The following is an 18,640-nucleotide window of genomic DNA, read 5'->3' as shown; positions in this document are numbered from 1 at the left end:
CTATCTAAGATAAACCTGCTAATTTACTAATAATCCATGGTGCAGCATATAATACCATAAATTGAACCCCGTAATTAATGCCTAATCGATGCATAAAACCTGCTACTAAACCGATCAACAATACGCCGCCAATATTAATCCAGCCACCATCCATGAAAGCCAATAATAGGACTAAACCAAAGAAAAGTCCAAGCATTGCTTCATGTGGAATCCATTTAAAAACAAACGTACAAATTCGTTGCGCATATTTTATTATTATAAAATAAGTAATTGCGATTGCTACAATCGCACCAATCAATACCGCCCAGACAAAATCTCCACTTGATAACATATGATGCATATTATTTTCTAATGTGAATACTGGTGGAGCATTAAACAATGCATTTGCTGGTCCAATGGCTACCGGAGATAACGGGATTCCAAGTGCTATTAATGGAATAAGCGTTCCAGATATATACGCCGCATTCGTCAAAGCGTCCATACTCGAAATTGCCAAAGAACTTTTTTTAATCGGATCTTTCACAAAACTTGAAACCAATTCCCCTAACAAAATTGTAATCCCAACTGGACTCAGGATAAAAAATAATGATCCGAAAAAGGCAGAGATCGTACTGGCACCTAATTCCTGAGTCGTCAGAATTTTAAAGGGGTTGGGTATTCCTTTATATTGATCTTTTTTGTTAATGGTAATTGTCTTTTTATCAAAGCGTTCTAACGCATTTCGCTTATCTTTATTCAGTAATTCAAATAACGTTAAGATAATAGGTCCAATCGTAATACCTAAAAAAAACGAAATGAAAACAGTCGTTCCTTCTGGCACTACTCCTATACCCCAATACAAATGACGTAGGCCTTGTATAAGTATAGCAAATGGTACAATAGACACAAGTGCAATCCACCTATTTTTGGAGATAACCGCTAATAAGATTGCTCCAATGAAAAAAAGAGGATCAGCATAATTCTTTATATCCTCAGCAATAGGGATTAGTGCATTTGCTAAAAGTAAACTTAATGGAACTGCAACAAGCGTTCCAATTACAGAACCAGACGCCATTTTACGAATACTAAGTTCAGATTTCCCATGAGCTTTTAATACGAGTGCATGCTCAACCATCGGTGCTGCCATTACACCTCCTGGGATTCCTGCTACAGCTACTGGGATCGAGTCAGTTAGCTTCTTGGCAATAATGGAAGCAATAAAAAATGATAGAATTACAATTGGTTCTAATCCTGTCAGTACTAGAACAAGCGTTACTGGTGCTAAAACAGCTGTTTCATCTGTACCTGGAGCTATTCCTATAATCGTATAAATAAGCGTCCCAGCAACAGCTGCCATGACCATTTGAAGTATTAAGCCCGCGTCCATTCTTACTCTTCCTCACTTTCTGCTTCATCAAAATTTCTTTTTGGTTTAATGAGGAAACTAGAAATCACAAAACCGATTAGAGCACCAATGAGGCCAAAGAATAAAGGTTGCGGATCTTCATTCGGAGCAATAAAATAAGCACCAAGTGTTGTAACACTTGTTATTACAAGCGCCATTACTAAATCTTTAATATTTACAAGATCGGCCCATACTTCTATGTTTTCTTCAGTATGTTTCTGTTTATCAGTAGTAGTTTTTTCTTTCAATATAATCACTCCTATTTGAAATTCATTCTTCCTCAGTAGTGATTAATAGTTCATAAATAAAGATAGCATATTTCTAGTCGATTCTGCGAGTTTTTCAGACTCGCATTTAATTATAATCTAATTAAAAAACACTATCAATAATATGAGTGGAAAAACCGTGATAATTGTCACAACTTCATTATTAATCACCAAACAAAAAAGCTTCCCTTCTAATTCAGAGAAGCTTAGCCCATTTACCCCTAATTATTTCTTTCATTGGAAATGGTTCCAGAAAATATACGCTTATTATTTTAATACCATCCTTTTTCTTTAAACTTTTCAATCGCTTCAATGCGATTCGTTACTTCCAACTTTGCTAAAATAACAGATATATAATTGCGAACGGTTCCGTTTGTAATAAAAAGTTTACCTGCAATCTCTTTTGTACTTTTCCCTTCACCCATTAATCTAATAACCTGTTCTTCTCGCTCTGTCAATGGATTTGCTTCTCCAAAAGCAACATCAATTAATTCGGGGGCATAGATACGTTCGCCAGCAATAATTTTACGGATAGCATTTGCTAAATCTTCACTTGGGCTATCTTTCAATAAATAACCACTAACATTGGCATTTCTTGCTCGTTTAAAGTAACCTGAACGAGCAAAAGTTGTTAATATGATAACTTTACAAACACCTTCTTTTAGCACTTCTGCAACATTTAAACCTGTCATCACTGGCATTTCAATATCCATTACACAAATATCTGGCTTTTGTTCTTTGACTAAAGCTAAAGCTTCTTCCCCATTTCTTGCTTTACCTACAACTTGCATATCCTCTTCTAAATCAAGTAGAGCACCAATAGCCCCTAGAAGCATACGCTGGTCTTCAGCAAGTACGATACGAATCATTATTAACCCCTCCCTAATATGTTTGTTGTATTACTGTAGGTACACTAAATTTCAGTAACGTTCCATTTGTTTGCGAAATCTCAAAACTACCATTCACAAAATCCAAACGTTCTCTCATCCCTTGTAAACCTGTCCCTTGATATTGCGCATTTTCTTCCAAACCAACACCGTCATCTTGTACCCTAATCACAACTTCATTTGACAACTGTTGGATCGAAACTTTACAATTACTAGCTTTGCTATGTTTAATAACGTTTGTTATCGCTTCTTTTAAACACATACTAAGAACACTTTCTACTAGTAATGGTGTATTCTGTAATTTGGGCGTACCTTCTAAATGTATATTCATTTGTGCCGCATCCATGATTTCCTTTACACGTGCTATTTCATCAACTAGTCGTACACCACGCATATCCGCAACCATTTCACGGACTTCTTTTAAGGCAGTACTCGCTGTTTGTCTTACATCTATCATTTCTTGTCTTGCCGCTTTCGGATCTTTTTCGATCAATTTTCCTGCTAAATCCGTTTTCAATCCAATTAAAGATAGCTTCTGTCCTAATGTATCATGTAAGTCACGTGCAATCCGCTGACGCTCTTCTAAGACTATTAATTGAGAGATTTTTTTATTAGCAACCTCTAGTTCTCCTTCTAGCTTTTCTTGTTTATTGCGATTATACATACTAATCGGGAGAACGATTACACCAAGAACACTAATAACAATAAACGGTAATTGCGCAAAAAACATCTCTGTTTTAGTAAAGAAACCAACACTAACGGTTATAACTGTAGTTAACAAATGAATAACATATAACGTCCAGAACCGGACTCTATCTTTAATATTACCAATAAAAAAAGATAAAAATAAGGAAAAATAAACATAAACGAAATATAATATCATTATGACACTTATAATTGTTTCAATCATGACGGATAGATAGACAACCCAACCCTTTGAAATAAAGGATAAACGATAGGAAATAAAAAACATAATAACCATCAAGATCCCAAACATAACTTCATATAATGAAGAAGATCTTAAAATAAAATAAAATGGTAAAACACAAAAAGCAATCCAAGCATATACACTTAACCCGGTATTTCTAGGGAAAATCTGATACCAATTTTGCATGTTCTACTCCTTTAATTACATTATTCAAACATTCTTTGGTTAAGTATACCAAAAAAAAAACACCCATAAAGAAAGCACCTCCCCAATTTGGAAGGTGCTTTCTTTATTTAGCTTTTAATTCTTCCAATTACACTTTAAATATTGTTAGCTGATTTTTGCTTTAGTAATGAGCTCACATCTTTAAAACTAACAAATACATGGTTTTTTTCATCGTACAAACGAAAACGTATTGATTGTAAACTTGATAATAACGTAATAGTTGTCGCTTGGTGAAGTGGCGGTGTAGATGTATGAGCTTTTTCCAAATGATAATTTGGAACACGTGGACTTAGGTGATGTACATGATGAAAGCCAATATTACCCGTTAACCATTGCAAAAATCCTGGCAACTTATAATAGGAACTACCATCAACTGCAGCCTTCACATAATCCCATTCTGATTCATTTTCAAAGTAGGAATCTTCAAACTGATGTTGGACATAAAACAACCAAATCCCCAGTGCACCTGCTACAAATAATATTGGTACTTGTACAATCAAGAATGCTTGCCAACCCATTGCAACAATCAAACTAGCGTAAATTACAGCAATAGACAAGTTAATGATATACGTATTTAGACGTTCTTTGCGTTTTGCCCCTTTTCGATTAAAGCGGTTTGATATAAGGAATAGATAAAACGGACCAAATCCAAACATGACAAGCGGATTACGATACAAACGATAGGTCAGTCTCTGCCAAAAGGACGCAGCAAGATATTCTTCTACCGTCATCACCCAAACATCACCAACACCGCGTTTATCTAAATTACTACTTGTTGCGTGGTGAATCGAGTGACTTCTTTTCCATTTTTCAAAAGGGAAGTGGGTGATCACACCTGTTACTGTACCTAAAATCCGGTTAGCTTTTTTGTTTTTGAAAAATGATTGATGGGCACAATCATGAAAAATGATAAAGGTTCGAACAACAAAGCCAGCAGCTACAATACTAACAGCTATTGATAGAAAGATTGAAATCGATAGGCTTTGGTATGCAAGAAACCATAGAATCAAAAACGGAATAATGGTGTTTGCAATTTGATTAATACTTGACCTTCTGTCTGATTTTTCATAAGGTGCTATTGTTTTTCTTAACTCTGCTTGTTTTTGTTTACTCATAATATCCTCCTTAACGGACAAAACATTCTCTTCTTCACCCTATTATAAAGGTACCTAAGTCTCTTTAATAGACACAAATGTCAATAATATTATATGACAAATGTCATACTGCTTGGCTCATAAAAATTGGCGGCTTATTAAAAAAGCTTTTTATAGAAATACATAAAAATTCGTAGGATTACTAGTATATTAATTGACATCAAAAAATGTTGTAACTATAATGGTTACAATATCATTTTAGATTTTATTAAGGAGGCAATAAATATGAATATAGGAATTATAGGCGCAACTGGAAAAGCAGGAAGTCTAATTTTAAAAGAAGCAAAAGATAGAGGACATGAGGTAACAGCCATTGTACGTAATGCTGCAAAAGTAACCGATTCCTCTATCACAATCAAAGAAAAAAACATTTTCGACATTGTTACCGCAGACATTGAAGAATTTGATGTAGTCGTTGATGCATTCAATGCACCACAAGGAGAAGAACATTTACACGTAGATTCTCATCGCGTGTTAATAGATGCATTTAAAGGAACAAACACACGATTATTTGTCGTTAGTGGAGCAGGAAGTCTTTATATTGATCCAGAGAAAACAACCAAGTTAATGGATACACCAGACTTTCCGGATTTTATTTATCCTACAGCATCGAATATGAGTAAAGCATTAGATGAATTAGAAAAAGCAGATAACATTGCATGGACGCATCTCAGTCCAGCTATTATGTTTGATGCAGAAGGAAAACGTACTGGTTCTTATCAAACCGGAAAAGACCACGTTATAACTAATAGTCAAGGTGACAGCTATATTAGCTATGCCGATTATGCAATTGCTGTTATTGATGAAATTGAGAAACCTGTTCATGAAGATGAACGATTCACAGTTGTAGGAGAAAAAGAATAAGAAAGTTATAAAGCGTGAAGGGATAATTCCTTCGCGCTTTTTTAAATTGAACTACATTTGATAAATTCTAAAAAGCCTCCATAATAAGTTTAAGCTTCGTTATAAAAGGTTACAAGACAAATAACAAACGATGGTTGCTATTTACAACAGATTAAATAAAGGAGGAATTGAAATGCCTTGGGACACAACTGATTACCCGAGTTCATTGAAGAATTTGGATACTGTTACTCGAAAAAAGGCTATTGATATCGCTAATGCCATGCTCGATGAGGGATATGATGAGGGACGAGCAATTCCCATCGCAACATCACAAGCTAAGGAATGGTATAACAACGCGGCTGAAAAGGAAATAAATAAGGTCAAGCAAATGCGTGATGATGAGCTTCGAGCTCGCGATGATAATGCGGAAAATAGTCGGCCAGAACTAATGGAAAAAGAGGAACATGTCATTTCATACAAAGACGGTTGGGCAGTGAAAACACAGAACGCCAAACAAGCTGCGGCTGTTTACGATAAAAAAGAGGATGCTATTAAACGAGCAAAAGAGATCGCACAAAATAAAGGTACTAGTCTCATTATTCATAAGCAAAATGGGGATATTCAAGAACAGATTAATTATTCAAAATAAGCAAACCAAAAATAAATACTTAGTTAAAAAGAGGCCTTTAATTAAATTAAAGGCCTCTTTTTAACTCCACTTATTAACAATTCTTCTTAGAAGAACATACCAGCAATTGCTGCGCTTAGTAAAGATGCTAATACACCTGCCGCTACTGCACGTAATCCCATTTTAGCAATATCCTTACGTCGATTTGGCGCTAAACCTCCTAATCCACCTAATAAAATCGCTATCGAACTGAAATTAGCAAATCCACATAAAGCAAAACTAACAATTAAGTTTGTTTTTGGTGATAGTGAATCCATTTCTGGAGCAAATGCTGCATAGGCAACAAATTCATTTAAAACAAGCTTTTGGCCAATAAAACTACCTGCCTGTAAAGCTTCCGACCATGGCACACCAATTGCAAACGCTACTGGAGAGAAGATATAACCGAGAATCCCTTGCAATGTTATTCCTCCAAATATCCCTAGAATTCCATTAACCAAGGCTATTAATGCAACAAATGCGAGTAACATCGCCCCAACATTCAACGCTAAACTCAAACCATCTGATGCACCTTTTGCTGCTGCATCAATAACGTTGACGGTTTCTGTATCCTTCTCCAATTCAATTTTATCAGTAGTTTTCGATTGCTCTACCTCTGGCATGATTATTTTAGCCATAATAAGACCTGAAGGTGCAGCCATAAAACTAGCCGCTAGTAAATATTCTAATGGTACTCCCAACAAGGAGTAACCTATTAATACCGAGCCTGCTACAGAAGCAAGTCCTCCAGTCATGACGGCAAACAACTCTGAATTTGTCATTTTAGCCAGAAAAGGTCGTACAACTAGGGGTGCTTCCGTTTGTCCAACAAATATATTTGCAGCTGCTGACATCGATTCAGTTTTGCTTGTTCCTAGTAATTTTGAGAGCCCACCACCAATTATCTTAATAAACCATTGCATAATGCCAAGATAATATAACACTGAAATTAATGATGAAAAGAATATGATAATTGGTAGAATATGAAAAGCAAAAATAGTTCCAAACTCGTCACTATCTGCTAATGAACCAAATAAAAAACCAATACCTTCATTTGCATAATTAATAATATGTTGCACACCTAATGTAAACCTTCTCAAGCCTTCTTGTCCCAAGTCCCACTTTAAAACAATAAAAGCAAATAGTATCTGAATCGCTAATCCACCAATAATAGTTCTGATATTAATTGATCTCTTTTTATTAGAGAAAAGAAATGCAATAGCTAATATAACAATAATACCAAATATCCCCCATAGTAAATGCAAATATGTCACTCTCCTTTATATTTCGAATGAACTCCTCTATGTAATATGGAACAATAATAAACGTTCTATCCAAGAAAAGTGATAGAACGTCTAGTAAGAAAGAAGTGCACGCAATTATTTTTGCGTTTTTTATTATAGAGGTTAGACATTTAATATGTCAATTCACAAGGGGGGGTAAAAGGTACCATCTATCTAAATATGTTTGATTGTTATTCCACTAACTCTGTATAGACAACTAATCGATCATTATGTGTTCCAACGGAATTATTAAAATCACCTGTACATGTAATAAGGTTAAGCATTCGACGGGATGTATACCCAAAAATTTCGGATACTGGTGCGTCATTTTTTGGAAATACTTCTTTTCCTACTACTTTAAAAGTAAGCCTTTTTTTATTTTCACCAGTAATAATTATCTTATCACCGTTTTCCATATCTTCTAAATTAAAAAACACAGAGGGTCCAGTCTTATCATCTACATGACCTGCAATGACAGAACTGCCACGGTTTCCTGGTTTTGTACCAGGCTCAAACCAACCCGTATTATCAACATTTTCTGGAACCCCCATTTGCCCATTTTCAATCCTTCCGACCTCTTCTATTTCTGCATTGATATCAAGAGATGGAATTTCGATAGTAACAGGATCAACACCAAGGTTTGCATCTTTAATTACAGGTACACTACTTTGGGATGTTGCATTGACTTCTTCCTTTGCTTCCACCTGTACCATAGCACTATTTCTTTCTTCTGTATCAGAAACTTTCTCCTCTGAAGTTGATGCACAGCCAGTCACATATAGAACCATTAAAGCCAACCAGATTAATTTCCTCATCATAGAACACTCCTAAAAATATAAGCCCCATCCCAATTAATTGGATGGGGTTAAGCTACTTTATTGTTGTGATTCTTTTCTTTGGCGAATTAAAATTATTGCTCCTGTAAGCATAGTCAAACTTATCAAGCTGACCCAAATCCAACTCATTGAATCGTTGCTTGTACCACCCATACCTGTTTGTGGCATGTCAGATGGCATTTCGGAAGCAAACATTTCCGGTGATTGCATCACAATTCCACCAGCTAGCATCTCAGAAGCAACATACATATGTGCATATGCTTCACGTATTTTAGTAAATGCCGCATCATAATCTTCCATTGCATAGCTATCAAAAGCTGAAATTAGTTGATCAGCGTGCATTTGCAAACCTTCTGCTAAACCTTCAGCAGGAACTTCTCCACCTGTTGCTGTTTCAATAAAGGATGAGAAATCATCACGATACTGACTAAGTTGCTCTAGTGCTTCTTCTTTTGCCACTTCATCTTCTGCTCCTGTTGCTTGTACATAATCCACAAAGTAACCGATGTGGTCAGACCACATTTGATTGAACTGCTCTCCAGCTTCTTCTCCATAGACTGAAGTAATAGCATCTGTTAAATCAGCAGTATTCATGTTTAAAGCTTGTACAGAGGCTTCAAAATCATCTGAACCGTCTATTCCATTTTGCATAGTAATTGCTGCTAAACCAGCGTGCTCTGATAATAAGTAATCTAGGCTAGCTCGTAAATCCCCTGCAGGTGTTACTGCTTTTGTATTGTTAAAATCATCAGGGAACTGATCTGCAATAGCGGCTGATAACCCCTTAGCTACCATATGCATATGACTAATTGCTTCTCTCTCATGTGTATATGCTTGTTCATAGTCACCACCCACATAACTATCAAAAGCACCAATTAGTTGATTTACGTGCATTTGTAAGCCTTCTGCTAATGAATCAGCTTCCAGCCTTTCATCAGTTGCATCCTCTAAAAACTGCGAGAAATCTTGTCTGTACTCAGATAACTCATCTAAAGCCTCTTGTTTTGCATCTTCATCTTCTGCTGCAGTGGCGTTAACGTAATCGACAAAATATCCAATATGGTTACTCCACATTTCATTAAACGCCTGTCCCGCTTCTTCTCCATATACTGAGCCTATCGCTCCTGATAAATCTTCTGTATTTGCATTCAACGCTGCAACAGATGCTTCAAAGTCGGCAGTTCCTTCAGCCCCATTACGCATTGCTTCGATTGCTAAAAATGCGTGTTCGCTTAATAAATGGCTCAAGTCAGAACGCAAGTCCACAGCTTCTGTTTTGACAGTAGGTGTTTGGTCACCCGTTTCTGCACTTACTACTCCTGCTGCTGTTGGAACTAATAATGGTACACTCAATGAAACTGCTAAAATTGTTTTCTTCCAATTCATTAAAACACTCCTCTTAAAGTTTTTATTTTATTTTCTAATTAGCTAACGGAGTGTTTTTCAAAATGGATCACTTTTAATGAAATTCTTTTGAAAGAACTTTATTATTGATAAGCATTCAATTTTCTCATCAATAAAACAAGTGCGAATCATTGACCTAAAAGCTTGATGAAATGAAAGTGAAAGTTGAGTAATTACAAAAGGGACATCTAAGTGAAAAGATGTCCCTTTAACTAACTATAAAGCTGCGCTTAAAATTATATCACCTCGTGGTGTTTCGCTTGTCGCATCTGGTTCGATCGTAATGGCAATGGTATCCCAGTTATGTTCTTCAGGAAAATCCATTTTATATGAAACTGCCCCAAAGCCATCCTCATTTGGTACAAATGTTCCTGCACGATATGGTTCACCATCTTCTAAAACCCATACCTGGTAAGTTTCTTCACCCTCTAATTGGGAGAGATTATTTGCTTGAATAACCAAGCTTACACCATCTTGTTGTTCAACCATCGTAGCATTTGCCTGAGATTCTAATCCTTCTGAAGGGGTCAGCTGCGTACTTAGCTGCGTTTTATCAAGACTAATCTCTTCCTCTTGTGTTGTATCTTTGTCCGTCTGATTCATCATTAACAGACCATTACCTAAAACAGATAGTAATAATCCCGCAGCTAATAGTGGTGTTAGCCAATTTCGTTTATTAAATCTGTCTTGTTGTATTGGTGCTACAGTAGTTTTTTTCTGTTCTTCCTCTTCTTCTTGCTTACTGGAAAAAACATTTTCTAGCACTTGTCCCTTCATTTGTGCCGGAGGGGTCACCGACTCAGACATGAACGGTAATTCCTGTGTTAACTCTTCTAACTCATTCAATTCTTCTTGACATGATTCACATGTTTTTAGATGTTCTTCAAATAACGCTTTATCTTTTTCACTAAGTTGGTGATTAAAATAATCAATTAATAAATTACACGCTTCTTGTCTCATCGTTAGACCCCCTTTTCTCTCTATTCAAACTTTGTTTTAAATGTTTTAGTGCCAGACGAATACGTCCCTTCACCGTTCCGAGGGGAATATTGCATTGTTCTGCAATTTCACGCTGTGATAAACCGTTAAAATAAAATAACGTAATAATTTCTTGTTGCTCGTTATTCAATGTTTTGACTGCTGATCGTAGCTTCTCTCCCTCTTCTTTCCATTCGACAATATCTTCCGTAGCGACCTGATCACTTTCAAGTGCATCTCTTTCTTCTAATGTGTATGTTGTTTCCTTTTTCTTACGCAGAGCATCTATACTAGTATTGCGGGTAACTGTTAATATCCAGGAGGATAACTTCCCCTTGTCCCTTTTATAGAGACCCTTCTTTGTCCATATCTTCATAAAAACTTCTTGTACAATTTCTTCTGCAATTGCTCCGTGTTTAACCATTCGATAAGCGAACGAGTAGACAAGCTTCTCATAACGATCATATAATTCTTCAAGTGCCTGTTGATCGCCAGTCTGAATACGAGCATATAAGTCTATGTCCTGACTGATGATAGAAACCTCCCTTAATACCCTAATATAAAACTATATTAGCATACATCCTTAATTAATAATTCCATCACTATGAGTATACGTATATATAATAACGTTGGATCACTATGACATGATCTACCGATTGACTTTTAAATTTTTTTGAAAAACTTTTTACATCAACTGTTCAAATAACATTTTTTGAAATCCAACCTACTATACCGTCTTTTTTAACTAATATGTAACCCGAACATGTATCATCTATAATCGCAACTTTATCACCTTTTTTTACACTTAATTGTGCACAAGAAAGATCCGTTTTTACGAAATAACGCGAATCATCCGCTTGTTTCAGGTATTCATTTTTTACCAATAAAAGTTTGGACGTTTTTACTTGCTCACATAAGGTAAAATCAATACTCACTTCAATTGGTTTTACTTGATAATATGGATAATTAATTACACCGCTACTTTCACCATCACTATAAAAGTCAGCTAATACTTTAGATATTGGGAATCTATCCACATAACTATAAGAAAATATGTCACCATCTTTTTGTCTATCTATAATAAATACATTTAATTGTCCAGTGTCTTTAATGATATTCCCACCATCTATTGCGATCATTTTTTTATCATAGTTAATAATTGGATTATTCACTTCTATGTTAGATTTATAATTAGACACCGGCCAATGGCCAACAATAACAAACTGCTCCGCTTGATGTTCTTTTTCCAAAAAGGCTTGCATAGTAAGAGCCATCTCTCGATCGGTTTCCTGCCAATTACTTTTATTCTCAATACCTGCGTGAACAAATAAATATTCCCTTGTTTCTATAGCTGTTGGCAATTCAACTAACCATTTGATTTCATCTTTAAAGTGAGGTATCAATAGCTCTTTTACTTCTTGAACTGTTGTATTATCATGTATACTATAACCAATCTGTTTCAACCACTCATTGAAGATAGATTGCGGTCGGAACCTTAAGTAATCTATAAACGTTGGACTTTCGTTTAGAAGTTCTTCTACCAATGAATCACAATTTCCTTCTGTAACATGTACCTTGTCATTTGCTTCAGTAAGCTGCATCACATAGCTCACAACACCACTACTATTAGACCCCTTTTCACATAGGTCACCATTAATAATTAAGTAATCATCTGAACTAAAAGAGACTTTCTCCAAAACACTTGTTAACAGCTCTAATTCACCATGAATATCAGAAACAACAATTATTCGAGCATGATCCGGAATTGTAATTTGTTTAATTTTATCCACTTGAGACCCCCCTTTTTTCTGTCCTACAATTTCCTTAGTCAAGCATATAAATTCCAGAACCCTGAATATGGATCTGTCATATTAAATATAATTATCCTGAAACATCAAAACATATTGAAAATGGAGTACTTGTTAGAACCTAAGCATCCTTAATTATCATCGCGTTTGATTTATCAAACTAGTATAGCATAATAGCGGATTCGTATTAAAAAGTAATAATAACTAGAGAACTTGGATCATTAGCGTCTATGATTTTTGACTATTTAGACTTTTAGGCTTTCAACCTTGAGATGCTTATGATAAAATTAGCGTACATTTTATACCATCCTATAGGAGGCATTAATATGACAGACGCAAGTAACGATATCAAAGTTCTTGATTGTACCATTCGAGATGGAGGTTTAATCAACAATTGGGATTTCAGCAAAGAATTTGTTCAAAAGCTTTACCAGTCTTTGAGTGAAGCTGGCGTAGAATATATGGAAGTTGGATACAAAAATTCTAGAAACCTTGTACAAAGTGAAGGTGTTGGGCCATGGCGTTTTTTAGATGAAGAATTTCTAAAAGATGTTTTCCCTGAGAAAGCGAACACCAAATTATCTGCACTTGTAGATATCGGTAGAGTCGAGGATAAAGATCTTTTACCCTGTTCTGAAAGCCAGCTAGATTTATTAAGAGTTGCTTGCTATTTAAAAGACATTGATAAAGCAATTGACTTAGTTAAGAAATTTAATAAGCTAGGTTATGAAACAAGTGTAAACATTATGGCCGTTTCAAATGCCATGGAACATGATTTAACCGAGGCACTTGATAAACTTAATGAAAGTCCTGTGGATACAGCCTACATAGTTGATTCTTATGGAACACTATTTAATCGTGATTTTGAACATTTAATTAATTTATTCAAAAAACATTTACCAAATAAAAAACTTGGTATTCATGCACACAACAATTTACAGATGGCTTTCTCCAATACATTATTTGCTTCCCAAAACGGGGTAAGCTTTCTAGACTCATCCGTTTATGGGATGGGACGAGCTGCTGGTAACTGTCCAACTGAACTTTTAGTAGGACAACTTAAAAATACAAATTATGAGATTAAGCCTCTTCTTAGTGTATTAGAAGAACTCTTTATTCCTTTAAGAGAGAAAATCGAATGGGGTTATATTATCCCTTATGCTATTACTGGTCAATTAAACGAACACCCACGTACAGCGATGGCATTAAGGAATAGTGATGACAAAGATAAGTTCTTAGATTTTTATGATAAATTAACATCAGTAGAAATACCGAAATAATAAAACAACATCCCACCAAGTTCCTTTGATGGGATGTTGTTTTATTAAACTCTAACAAATGTAGCTCATAGCATCTCTAATTTACGACGTTCGTCTTCGAGATGTTGCCTGCTGAGCGGCACATAACCATCTGGCTCATGGGTTTGCGCTGCAACGATCTTCTGCCCTTTGTCGGAAAGAGCGAGACGCAGATAGTCCTTGATTAGACTATCCAGCCGCTGACCTGGGGGGAGATCCAGATAGATACTGACAAATGAACTAAGTGGATAGCTACCGGCAGCGACATCGGACAGATTCGGTGTGTGGAACTCGTTGCCAGTCTCTGCGCTCAATCCAACAACGCGCACAGAATTAGACACCTTTGCAGCTTCAAACCATCCAATCGTACCGATACCGAATGGATCTTCTGATAATGCTCTGATGACCGAAGAACGGTCTATAAATGGTTCATAATGTGCTACATAGTTGCGTCCGCAAAGATGGCCTTCACGTAAACCAGAGGCATATTTGCCATTGTCGCGGAGCCCATAGACATGGATTCTTCGACCAGCCCATTTCCCTTTGATTCCAAGCTGATCCCAGAGCATAAGGTCGCCCTCTGGCGAACCAGAGGTAAGGACGCCACGCAGTTGATCCATCGATAAGCCAGGCAAAGGGTTATCTTTATGGACATAGATAGCAGGAGGAGTTTTGGCCCCAGGACGTGGGCCATGTCCGGTATAACCAAGACGAACAGGCGTCGGATCGTAGCCACGTACAGCTCGAAAGGCAGCCCGGTCACCAGCCCAGGGATCCCGTGACATCGGCGCGAAGATGCTCACTCCAGTAATCAGGGCGGGAATAGCAGTCGACGAACCACGCATTGTAATAGTAAAGCGAATGTCAGGATTGCTTTGTCGAAACAAATCGTTAAAAGGTGTTATCAGTTTCTCCATACCATCATTTCCTATGATTGCGATGGAATGATCAGCTAGTATATAGCTAGCGGTGCTCTCAGGTTGGTATCTATTAAACATAATCGATCCTCCTCGGTTGAATTTGCTTTTGTCCAGCGGATAGCCATTCCTCAAGGGTGCTACGTTCTCTTGCAGCTAGAGACGCCTTAAGTGGCAAATAACCTTCAGGCTGATTTTTGACGATTGCTTGTCCTTCCCGCGACAGGATGAAGCGTACGAACTCTCCAGCAAGTGGATCTAACGGTCTATTGCTTTCATGGCGCAGATAAAGATTGAGAAAACGACCGAGCGGGTAGTTGCAATTACTGATTTCATCCTTTCTACCTACGGAGAAGGTATCACTTTCATTCCAGGCAAGTGGTATCTGCCTAAGATTCTTGTCCTGCCCCCCGATGGCCGCGACTGCAATGCCTGCAGGGTTATCAGCTAGGCGAGCGAGCACTGCTTTTCCACCGACACATTGCTCGTAGAATGGTGTCAGCGCACGGCCAGAAAAATGGTGGCGTTGCATATAGCTACCAAAGCCTGAGGATTCAGGTGTGCCGATCGGATGGATGAGTCGTTCAGCCCATGAGTCATTCAGACCAATTTGCCCCCAGCGACTCACATCACCCTTTGGATTACCAATCGTGAAGATTCGCGACAAATCCGTCATAGTCAGGTGTTCAAGAGGATTGCTGTGATGAACATAGACAGCAAGCGAGGTGGCAAGACCATTCTTTGATGAGAGCGCAGCATGGGCTATGCGTATTAAGGCGGGCTCAGCGCTCACCCCCTTGCGATAGGGTACCGCTTCTACGTCTGACATCTCGCGTCCCATCACCACTGCGAGTGAACGATCATGTATTAGAAAGGGAGTAGCCGTCTGCGTCCCAAATAATTCGAGACTGAATTCAATGTCAGGGTGGAAAGTTGAGAAAGATTCCGCAAATCTTCTCATCACGAAATCAGCATGTTGCGTGCCGGACAGACGAACCTTTCCATTGTCATCAAAATAAGACGCTCCTGACAACGGTAAGATAGATCGGGGTTGATAGGCTGGTAAATCCTGATCGGTCGAACTCGATGCCAAAGATCCGATCGTCTTGGTAAGCTCAGTACCTGAGAATGAGTTAGATTTATGTTTCATCTATATAAAACCTCCTAAATTAATTTACATAATACATTGAGATTATCTTGTGACTAGAGAGTGTGCAACGAAACTATCATAATAAAGTAAAGCACTCGCCTGATCCTTGTTTCCGCTCGGTTAACATTACGATTGCGTCTCAAGTTCTTTAGGCAAAAGCACTTTAGACAAAATTGAAATATCTTATTTTCTAAAATATTAAATAGATTTTCTATAATTGTTTATCTCTTTTACTTTTGTTAAATTCCTTCTCTTATAATCTTTCCGTCTTTCCACCTTCACACGCTACCATATGTACCAAATGAGCAACAGTATAATTATTCACTTTCCTCGATAATTCCGCTAAACCTTAAGAACTAATGACTGACACAGTTAGACACCTTGATGCTGAGAAGTTTGGAGAAGAATAGACATCTTTTTTTGCGATTAATTTCATTGATGTTTTATAAATTACTTTGCTTCTAGGTTTAATATTCAATCCCTTAACAATATCTATGTCTCATTAGCCATATCACTTCTTTTTAATTTGTTTTCATTAACAAATAAATGAAATATGGCGCTCCCAAGGTTGATACTACAATTCCAACAGCTATTTCTGATGTTGAGAGTATATTTCGTCCAATTGTATCTGCTACAAGCAGCAGTAACGCTCCCATAAGCGCTGTAGTTGGTAACATGATTTGATACCTTGGACCAACTAAGCGTCGTGCTAAATGAGGTGCGACAAGTCCTAAAAAAGAAATTCCTCCCCCAACAGCTACACAAGATCCCGCTAAAGCCACTGCTAAAAACAAAAGTATTCTACGCTCCTTTTCCACAGCTGCTCCGAGTCCTGTTGCAACTTCATCACCTAGGTTTAAGACATTTAAATAACTAGCTTTATAAATTGTGTAAGGTATTAGAATCAGGATCCAAGGCAACACAGCTAACACAAAATTCCAATTAGATCCCCAGATACTTCCTGACAACCAAATCGTTGTTTGCATAAAATCACTTGGGTCCATCTTTAATTGAAAAATAATTAATGCTGCTCCAAATGCTGCATTAACCCCTATCCCGACTAATATAAGTCGGACGGGTGTAACACCATTCTTCCAGGCCAATGTATAAATGAGAAAAGCAGCAATCAACCCACCAGCTAAAGCAGCTAACGGCATAATAAAGATTGATAATACACCAAGTGTGGTCGTTGATCCTTGAAAAAAGAAAATAAATATAACAACAGCGAGACCTGCACCGGAATTAATCCCTAAAATTCCAGGATCAGCTAAGTCATTCTGAGCAACACCTTGTAAAATTGCTCCTGAGACCGCCAGTCCCGCACCTATTAATATAGCAATGACTATTCTTGGCAACCGGAAATCAAAGAGGACAAGGGCATTTTTTTCAGTTCCAGCTCCAACCAACGTTTTTATTACATCAATAGGAGCTATTCGACTAAAACCTATATTTAAACTAATTAAAAATGATATAAATATAAGTACAACTAGAATTCCCAATGTAATTAGAGATTTTTTTCTTGTTTTCCTTGCTAATTCCATTACAATCCTCTCCCTTCACGACGAGCGAAGTAGAGAAAAAATGGCACACCAATCATTGCAGTAATAGTACCAATCGGAGTTTCAAATGGCGGATTAATCATACGCGCTCCAATATCAGCAAGTACTAAAAGCAGTGCTCCTAAAATTGCTGAACAAGGAATAATCCAACGATAATCAACCCCTACTAAAAAGCGCGTAAGATGGGGAATAATGAGCCCAATAAAACCTACTGTTCCGGCAACAGATACTGCTGCCCCTGTTAATAATAAAACCACAATCGTGCTTAACACCCTTACAACAGCTGTTCGTTGTCCTAACCCTTTCGCTACATCATCACCTAAGTTTAAAACCGTTATCGAACGTGCTAAAATTAAAGCTAGTAATAAACCAATAATTGCAATCGGAATCATTAACTGAACGCTAATCCATTGCGTCCCAGCAACGCCTCCCGCATACCAAAAACTAATATCTTGTGCTACATTAAAATAAATAGCAATTCCAGAAGAAATTGATCCCAGAAAAGCAGTAACTGCTGTTCCAGCAAGGGCAAGCTTCACCGGTGATAAGCCACCCTTTGAAAAAGCCCCTACCATAAACACAATACAAGCAGCCATTCCAGCACCAACAAATGACCAAACCATTAAGCCGAAATAGGAAGTTCCAGGAAAAAAGGCAAAAGCAATTGCAATCATAAATGCTGATCCCGCCGAAATCCCCATAATTGAAGGAGATGCTAATGGATTTTTCGTTACTCCTTGCATTATGGCACCCGAAACCGCTAGAAACGCTCCGACTAAGCCAGCTGCTAGAGCACGTGGCATCCGAATCTCCTGTATAATTTGATGAGCAGTTAGTTCTGGATTAAAATAAAATAACCATTCCCATACCGTGTTAAAATCAATATCTACAGCTCCTAGGGAAATTGATGCTCCTAAACAAAACACTAGAGAAACCATCCCAATGCATAGGATAAGTGTAGCTATAAAAGGACGAGTTGTTATTTTATCCTGTCTCTTTTCCACCTGTGTTAGTGTCAGTTCTTCTTCACTTTCTTTCGTTGCCATATGATAA

18 protein-coding genes are annotated in these 18,640 nt (G+C 37.3%); 3 read left to right on the top strand and 15 right to left on the bottom strand.

The window, feature by feature from the left end; translation table 11 throughout:
* Nucleotides 1-4: 4 nt before the first annotated feature.
* The 5 genes from DM447_RS01390 to desA all read right to left on the bottom strand — a co-directional run bounded on the left by DM447_RS01390 (nucleotide 5) and on the right by desA (nucleotide 4,805).
* A complete protein-coding gene (locus DM447_RS01390) occupies nucleotides 5-1,366 on the bottom strand; it encodes a tripartite tricarboxylate transporter permease (RefSeq protein ID WP_112179418.1) in 1,362 nt (453 codons plus the stop codon).
* Nucleotides 1,367-1,368: 2 nt separating this feature from the next.
* Nucleotides 1,369-1,632: a hypothetical protein gene (locus DM447_RS01385; protein ID WP_112179416.1), complete on the bottom strand. Its 264-nt coding sequence runs from the start codon at nucleotides 1,630-1,632 to the stop codon at nucleotides 1,369-1,371.
* A 290-nt stretch (nucleotides 1,633-1,922) separates the two neighbouring features.
* Complete coding sequence (locus tag DM447_RS01380) at nucleotides 1,923-2,519, bottom strand: response regulator transcription factor (RefSeq protein WP_112179414.1); 597 nt, start codon at nucleotides 2,517-2,519, stop codon at nucleotides 1,923-1,925.
* 13 nt (nucleotides 2,520-2,532) lie between these two features.
* A complete protein-coding gene (locus DM447_RS01375; protein WP_112179412.1) occupies nucleotides 2,533-3,651 on the bottom strand; it encodes a sensor histidine kinase in 1,119 nt (372 codons plus the stop codon).
* 134 nt (nucleotides 3,652-3,785) lie between these two features.
* Nucleotides 3,786-4,805, bottom strand: coding sequence for a Delta(5) desaturase DesA (gene desA, locus DM447_RS01370; RefSeq protein ID WP_112179411.1), 1,020 nt, complete (start codon nucleotides 4,803-4,805; stop codon nucleotides 3,786-3,788).
* Nucleotides 4,806-5,069: 264 nt separating this feature from the next.
* On the opposite strand from desA, the gene DM447_RS01365 reads away from it, so the two are divergent.
* A complete protein-coding gene (locus DM447_RS01365) occupies nucleotides 5,070-5,708 on the top strand; it encodes an NAD(P)-dependent oxidoreductase (RefSeq protein WP_112179409.1) in 639 nt (212 codons plus the stop codon).
* Nucleotides 5,709-5,880: 172 nt separating this feature from the next.
* On the top strand, nucleotides 5,881-6,336 hold the full coding sequence (locus DM447_RS01360; protein ID WP_112179408.1) for a DUF2188 domain-containing protein: 456 nt from the start codon (nucleotides 5,881-5,883) through the stop codon (nucleotides 6,334-6,336).
* A gap of 86 nt (nucleotides 6,337-6,422) precedes the next feature.
* On the opposite strand, the gene DM447_RS01355 is transcribed toward DM447_RS01360, so the two are convergent.
* The 6 genes from DM447_RS01355 to DM447_RS01330 all read right to left on the bottom strand — a co-directional run bounded on the left by DM447_RS01355 (nucleotide 6,423) and on the right by DM447_RS01330 (nucleotide 12,645).
* Complete coding sequence (locus DM447_RS01355; protein ID WP_112179407.1) at nucleotides 6,423-7,619, bottom strand: NupC/NupG family nucleoside CNT transporter; 1,197 nt, start codon at nucleotides 7,617-7,619, stop codon at nucleotides 6,423-6,425.
* Nucleotides 7,620-7,828: 209 nt separating this feature from the next.
* Nucleotides 7,829-8,452 (bottom strand): class F sortase, encoded by a 624-nt coding sequence (locus DM447_RS01350; RefSeq protein WP_112179405.1) that lies wholly within the window; start codon nucleotides 8,450-8,452, stop codon nucleotides 7,829-7,831.
* A gap of 60 nt (nucleotides 8,453-8,512) precedes the next feature.
* Nucleotides 8,513-9,859 carry a copper amine oxidase gene (locus tag DM447_RS01345; RefSeq protein ID WP_112179404.1) on the bottom strand — a complete coding sequence of 449 codons (1,347 nt, stop codon included), beginning with the start codon at nucleotides 9,857-9,859 and terminating at the stop codon, nucleotides 8,513-8,515.
* Nucleotides 9,860-10,093: 234 nt separating this feature from the next.
* Nucleotides 10,094-10,837, bottom strand: a complete 744-nt coding sequence (locus tag DM447_RS01340) for an anti-sigma factor (protein ID WP_112179402.1) — start codon at nucleotides 10,835-10,837, stop codon at nucleotides 10,094-10,096.
* On the bottom strand, nucleotides 10,818-11,357 hold the full coding sequence (locus DM447_RS01335) for an RNA polymerase sigma factor (protein ID WP_338418775.1): 540 nt from the start codon (nucleotides 11,355-11,357) through the stop codon (nucleotides 10,818-10,820). The genes DM447_RS01340 and DM447_RS01335 overlap by 20 nt, the downstream gene beginning before the upstream one ends.
* A 196-nt stretch (nucleotides 11,358-11,553) precedes the next feature.
* On the bottom strand, nucleotides 11,554-12,645 hold the full coding sequence (locus tag DM447_RS01330) for a metallophosphoesterase (RefSeq protein WP_112179399.1): 1,092 nt from the start codon (nucleotides 12,643-12,645) through the stop codon (nucleotides 11,554-11,556).
* 344 nt (nucleotides 12,646-12,989) lie between these two features.
* On the opposite strand from DM447_RS01330, the gene DM447_RS01325 reads away from it, so the two are divergent.
* Nucleotides 12,990-13,943, top strand: coding sequence for an aldolase catalytic domain-containing protein (locus tag DM447_RS01325; RefSeq protein WP_112179397.1), 954 nt, complete (start codon nucleotides 12,990-12,992; stop codon nucleotides 13,941-13,943).
* Between the two features lie 65 nt (nucleotides 13,944-14,008).
* On the opposite strand, the gene DM447_RS01320 is transcribed toward DM447_RS01325, so the two are convergent.
* The 4 genes from DM447_RS01320 to DM447_RS01305 form a co-directional block, all read right to left on the bottom strand.
* A complete protein-coding gene (locus DM447_RS01320) occupies nucleotides 14,009-14,959 on the bottom strand; it encodes a PstS family phosphate ABC transporter substrate-binding protein (protein WP_112179396.1) in 951 nt (316 codons plus the stop codon).
* A complete protein-coding gene (locus tag DM447_RS01315) occupies nucleotides 14,952-16,028 on the bottom strand; it encodes a PstS family phosphate ABC transporter substrate-binding protein (RefSeq protein ID WP_112179395.1) in 1,077 nt (358 codons plus the stop codon). Before DM447_RS01315 ends, DM447_RS01320 begins: the two co-directional genes overlap by 8 nt.
* Nucleotides 16,029-16,549: 521 nt before the next feature.
* Nucleotides 16,550-17,569 (bottom strand): FecCD family ABC transporter permease, encoded by a 1,020-nt coding sequence (locus DM447_RS01310; RefSeq protein ID WP_112179394.1) that lies wholly within the window; start codon nucleotides 17,567-17,569, stop codon nucleotides 16,550-16,552.
* A complete protein-coding gene (locus tag DM447_RS01305) occupies nucleotides 17,569-18,633 on the bottom strand; it encodes a FecCD family ABC transporter permease (RefSeq protein WP_112179393.1) in 1,065 nt (354 codons plus the stop codon). The genes DM447_RS01310 and DM447_RS01305 overlap by 1 nt, the downstream gene beginning before the upstream one ends.
* Nucleotides 18,634-18,640 lie beyond the last annotated feature (7 nt).

It is taken from the genome of Paraliobacillus zengyii, from assembly GCF_003268595.1.
Taxonomy (GTDB): Bacteria; Bacillota; Bacilli; order Bacillales; family Amphibacillaceae; genus Paraliobacillus_A; species Paraliobacillus_A zengyii.
The sequence above is the reverse complement of the archived record's forward strand: the minus strand, read 5'-3'. Positions and strand labels throughout refer to the sequence as shown.